The following is a 4,191-nucleotide window of genomic DNA, read 5'->3' as shown; positions in this document are numbered from 1 at the left end:
CCTACGTGACCCCGGGGGACATGTTCTCCAAACCCCGCAAGACCGCGCCCGCGTCCACGGCCACATCCCTGCTCCCCTCGCCCCGCAAGCTGGCCTTCTACGGCGTCCTCGGCGGCATGACCGTCGCCGGAGCCATCGGCTGGCCGGTCGCGGTCGCGGTCGGCGCCGCCACCGAAGTGATCACCCGTGAACAGGCGGCACGCCAGCGCGCCGAACACCAGCGCATCGGGCGGAACCGCGCCGCACGCGACCAGGGCCGGCAGGTCGCCACCGAGCGGACAGAGCCCGGGGGGCCCGCGCAGCCAGCGATGGCATGACACGCCCCCTGCCCGGCGGCAGCACGCACCGCACCGAGCAGGTAGCCGACAGATCAATGCCAAGGCACACGGCCAGTCACGTTGCGAGTCAAGCCACCGCCCGGAGCGGCACCCGATCATCCTCACAGTCACGTTGTCACAGGCCATCACTGACACCATCGCCACTGGATCCTGGCCCGAGGCGTAGGCGGGACAGTCTGCGTTCACACGGGCGGTCAAGGGGTCCGGGCCCGGGAAAGCGGCGGTGGTCAAGGGATGATCGCCTGGGAAAGCGAGGTGCCGGTGAGCAACCTGGCCCAGGCGCCGCTGGGGGCGGTCAGGACGACCGGCACGGCACCCCCCGGGTCTCGACGGCAGCGCGGCAGGGGCCGACGCGTCTTCGACCGGCGCCCGTCAGCGACGCGGCGACAGCAGCCGGGAACCAGCCGGCAGGGCGCTCTCCAAGGCGCCTCAACCGTGCACGGACGTGAGGAAGGGACACAGGTCAGCGCGCTGGTCAAGGGCGCCGGCCACACCGACTGCTTCCCACAGCGCCCTCTGCGGCAGTCCGCCTCGAGGAACCGCCGGCCTTCGGCACCCGCCGCCTGGTCCCGGTCGCCGTCGTAGTTTCGGACCGGGGTTGCCCTACGACGTGCGTCAGGGTCGCCCGTCCGGCACTGGCCCGGCTGTCCCGTGACAGTGGACCCTGCGTGCTTGCCGGGGAGTGTGGCCGACCGCGGGCTTGTGACAGCGAACCTTGAGCGCGACGTTCCTCGCGGCTTTCACGGTGTGGCGTGCTGTTCCCCGTAGGGTCACCGCGTCGTTGCGGTACGAGCAGAGCGAGCTGGTCACGTGCACCTGGGCCTCCTCGGGCAGGCGGTGGGTCTGTTCGCCGTCACCAACCTCGACGACCTCCTGCTTTTGTCCGTGCTCTTCGCTCAGGGCGCCAAACACCGCGGCTCGACCCGCCGCATCGTGCTCGGCCAGTACCTCGGGTTCGCCGCCATCCTCGCCGCCGCGCTCAGCGGGACCCTCCTGCCCGCGGCGGTCATCGCCTACCTCGGCCTCCTGCCGCTCGCCCTCGGCCTCAGGACGGCCCGGCAGACGTGGAGGAACCACCGGGACGATGCCGACGGCGCGGGGCAGGGGGCCGGCCCGAACCTGCCGGAGGTCGTACTCCTCACCGTCGCCAACGGCGGCGACAACCTCGGCGCCTATGCGCCCGTCTTCGCCACCGCCGGCCCCGGCGCCGTGAGCGCCTACGCCGTCGTCTTCCTCGCCCTGCTCGCGGTGTGGTGCTGTGCGGGCCGGTTCCTCGCCACCCGCCCGACCGTCGCCCAGGCCTTCGGCCGCTGGGGCGACCTCCTGCTCCCGGTGGTCCTCATCGCGCTCGGCTTGTTCCTCCTCGTCGAGGGGGGCGCCTTCGGGCTCTGAGCCGACGTCGGCCGCTCAAACCTCGACGGCACCGGCTCAACCTCCGCTGTCACAGGACACCGGCGCCTGACCTGCGCGGTCAAGGTCTCGCCACCGGCCCGACCGGCACCGACCACTCCCCTCAAAGACCCCTTCGGCCGGCACCGGCCCGGTTTCGCCGGGCCCGGCGCCCTGCTCCGGGCCGGGCAACGCCGCCGCCCAGACGCACCCGACACGCGCACCTCGGGGCCCGCCGCCCAAGACGATACCGGTGAGGAAGAACAACGCGCGCCGGGCAAGAATCCGGCATGGCCGACCGCCGCCCGCTGGGCACCGGACCGACCCGCACCACCACCGAAGCGGAACTGCCGCCCGCGCCACGCGCCCCGCTCGCCGCCGAACGCCTCTCCGCCACCGTCCCGGCCGCCACGGAGCCGGTGCCCACGCCCCCACATCCGGCCGGACGCCGCACCCTGGGCACCGGCCCCTCCCCTCCCCGCGTTCCAGGCGCTCCAGCGGCCGGGTGATGCGCGGCGGCCCCGCCGACGCGCATCACCCGAACCCGCGCAACGTGCCGCAGCCCGTGCGGCGTCAGTCCCCATGCGGCCACCAGCGGCGCCGCCTGCCCCAGGCGGCGCCGTACACGCTCTTCCCCGGCCCCCACATGGGTGCAGGGGACGACGAAGGGCTAGAACGGCGGTGCGGGCTGAGGGGATGGCCGCGCCGGGCCGACGCCCGAAGTCAGGGCCGCCAGCGCACGCTGCAGACCCTCGATGTAGACGACGCGCTCGTCCAGGCGCGCCTGGAGGTGCCGGGCCTCGACCTCGACGAGCTGGCGGGCGTGCTGTTCGTCGGCCAGCGCCAAGGCGTGGTCCTGGCGCAACCGCTCCAACTCGGCCCGTAAGGTCCCCGCCTCGGTGCCGACGGCGGTGTCCCCGGCGTGACCGGGAAGACACCGCGCCGGCCCGGCCGGTCGGAACCGCGGACACGGACGCACCGCCCGGGAGCCCGGTACGGCAGCAAGATGCTCACTGGTGCGGCGTTCCGGCCACCGCCGAGGGGCCGTGCACGCGGGCTCCCGCCTGCAGCGATGACGTTACGAGCCCCACACCCTCCGCGGGCGGTCCCGCCGTGCCCGGGAGGTGCGCGACCAGGTCGAGGTGGTGCAGCGTCCACTCCAGGACGTACGCGGTGAGGACCTCGTCGCGGGTGCCGGCCCGGAGGCCCGGGTCGGCGAGTTCGGCTCCTCGTACGCGGCGGCCAGCCGGACGACCAGTGCGTCGAGCGGGTCAGCGGCATTTCGGCGGCGCCCCAGTAGGTCACCGCGTCTCAAGTCGGTTCCGTCTCGGCGGGCGTCACGAGAGTGATCAGAGCATCTTGTGCGTCGATGATCAGGTGACACACCAGGTCCCGCACGAGCCAGCAGGTACAGCCGGACGACCGTGCGAAGTCCTCGTCCGCGAGCTCGGCGACCGCCGTGCGTAAGGCTGTCCACGAGGGGGGAGCCGCCGTCTCGTTCGGCGATGGGCGTCACCGCGCCGAGGGCAGTGGCTGTGCTGTCAGGACCGGGCAGCGGAACGAGGTCCGAGAAGGACGAGACGCCCGGCACAGGTGAGAGAACCGGTAGAACGGGCACAGATCCCGAGGTATCCGGTGGGTATGCAAGGAAAGGTCGTTTGAGATGAGCGGACCGGTCAGCATCGCCGACGTCCCTGCCGGCCGGGCCGGGACCGGCCGTCTGGAGCCGCCGTGCCCGGACCGAGGTCGCCAGGGCCGTCCGCGGGGCCGCACGCGACGCAGGCTCGAACCGGCCCCTGACCGAACTGGTCGGCATCCGCGCGTCACAGATCGATGGCTGTGCCTCCTGTCCGGACGTTCACGTGCGCGCCGCGGTCAGGGGCAAAGAGCCCCTTCAGCGCATCGCCGTTCTGTCCGCCTGTGGTGATACCGGCCTGTTCGCCCCGGACGAACGCGCTGCTGTGGTCCTGACCGCATCCCTCACCGTCTTCCCGACCCCGTATCCAGGACCAGGACCACGCCGAAGCGTCCGGCATCTGATATCCGAGCAGACTTCGGCCGTGGCTTGGGCCGTCCTCACCATCCATGCCATCAGCCGCGTGCCGGTCGTCAGCCGTCATACCGTGCCGAGCCGGGCGGTCGCCGCACCGCCTGTGGTCCGCCCCGAAAGCCCGCAGGAGGGTCCCGCATGACCACCACCGTCCGCGACAACCTTGAGCAGCGCCGCTACGAGATCCACGACGAGCAGACCCCGGTGGGTTTCTCCGCCCACAGGATCACCGGCCGGAAGAACGCCTTCCCGCACACCGAGCCTCTCCCGGAGTTCTCCGGCTGTGGCCCGGTCCGGCAACCGGTCGCCGCCGAGCCGGAGGATGCCCGCATCCGGGATCCGGCGGTTCTGCCGTTCCGTCCCTGCGTCCGCAAGACCACCGCCCAGGACCCCGAGGCGTATGGCGGACCTCGT

6 protein-coding genes and 1 pseudogene are annotated in these 4,191 nt (G+C 72.6%); 5 read left to right on the top strand and 2 right to left on the bottom strand.

Going from position 1 to position 4,191, the window contains the following annotated elements; translation table 11 throughout:
• From AB0I73_RS40560 to AB0I73_RS40550, 3 genes are all read left to right on the top strand, one after another.
• Positions 1–317, top strand: a 317-nt coding sequence (locus AB0I73_RS40560) for a hypothetical protein (protein ID WP_363045396.1), incomplete at its 5' end; no start/stop codon positions are given.
• A gap of 831 nt (positions 318–1,148) precedes the next feature.
• Entirely contained in the window at positions 1,149–1,730 is a 582-nt protein-coding gene (locus tag AB0I73_RS40555; RefSeq protein ID WP_363045395.1) for a cadmium resistance transporter, read from the top strand.
• Between the two features lie 287 nt (positions 1,731–2,017).
• Positions 2,018–2,236, top strand: a complete 219-nt coding sequence (locus tag AB0I73_RS40550; protein ID WP_363045394.1) for a hypothetical protein — start codon at positions 2,018–2,020, stop codon at positions 2,234–2,236.
• Positions 2,237–2,397: 161 nt separating this feature from the next.
• Here AB0I73_RS40550 and AB0I73_RS40545 read toward each other — a convergent pair whose 3' ends face one another.
• Both AB0I73_RS40545 and AB0I73_RS40540 read right to left on the bottom strand, forming a co-directional pair.
• Positions 2,398–2,601, bottom strand: coding sequence for a hypothetical protein (locus AB0I73_RS40545; protein WP_363045393.1), 204 nt, complete (start codon positions 2,599–2,601; stop codon positions 2,398–2,400).
• A gap of 214 nt (positions 2,602–2,815) precedes the next feature.
• Positions 2,816–3,206: pseudogene (locus AB0I73_RS40540) on the bottom strand (maleylpyruvate isomerase N-terminal domain-containing protein); the annotation flags it as partial.
• 215 nt (positions 3,207–3,421) lie between these two features.
• Between AB0I73_RS40540 and AB0I73_RS40535 the strand changes: the two are divergent.
• Both AB0I73_RS40535 and AB0I73_RS40530 read left to right on the top strand, forming a co-directional pair.
• Positions 3,422–3,919 carry a carboxymuconolactone decarboxylase family protein gene (locus AB0I73_RS40535; RefSeq protein WP_363045397.1) on the top strand — a complete coding sequence of 166 codons (498 nt, stop codon included), beginning with the start codon at positions 3,422–3,424 and terminating at the stop codon, positions 3,917–3,919.
• Positions 3,916–4,191, top strand: a 276-nt coding sequence (locus AB0I73_RS40530) for a hypothetical protein (protein WP_363045392.1), incomplete at its 3' end; no start/stop codon positions are given. The genes AB0I73_RS40535 and AB0I73_RS40530, both read left to right, overlap by 4 nt.

It is taken from the genome of Streptomyces sp. NPDC050388 (genome assembly GCF_040655635.1).
In the GTDB taxonomy this organism is placed as follows: domain Bacteria; phylum Actinomycetota; class Actinomycetes; order Streptomycetales; family Streptomycetaceae; genus Streptomyces.
The sequence above is the reverse complement of the archived record's forward strand: the minus strand, read 5'-3'. Positions and strand labels throughout refer to the sequence as shown.

What these genes read in the sequence shown, in the direction of transcription:
- AB0I73_RS40550 (WP_363045394.1), top strand. Translation starts at nt 2,018, where the DNA reads ATGGCCGACCGCCGCCCGCTGGGCACCGGACCGACCCGCACCACCACC.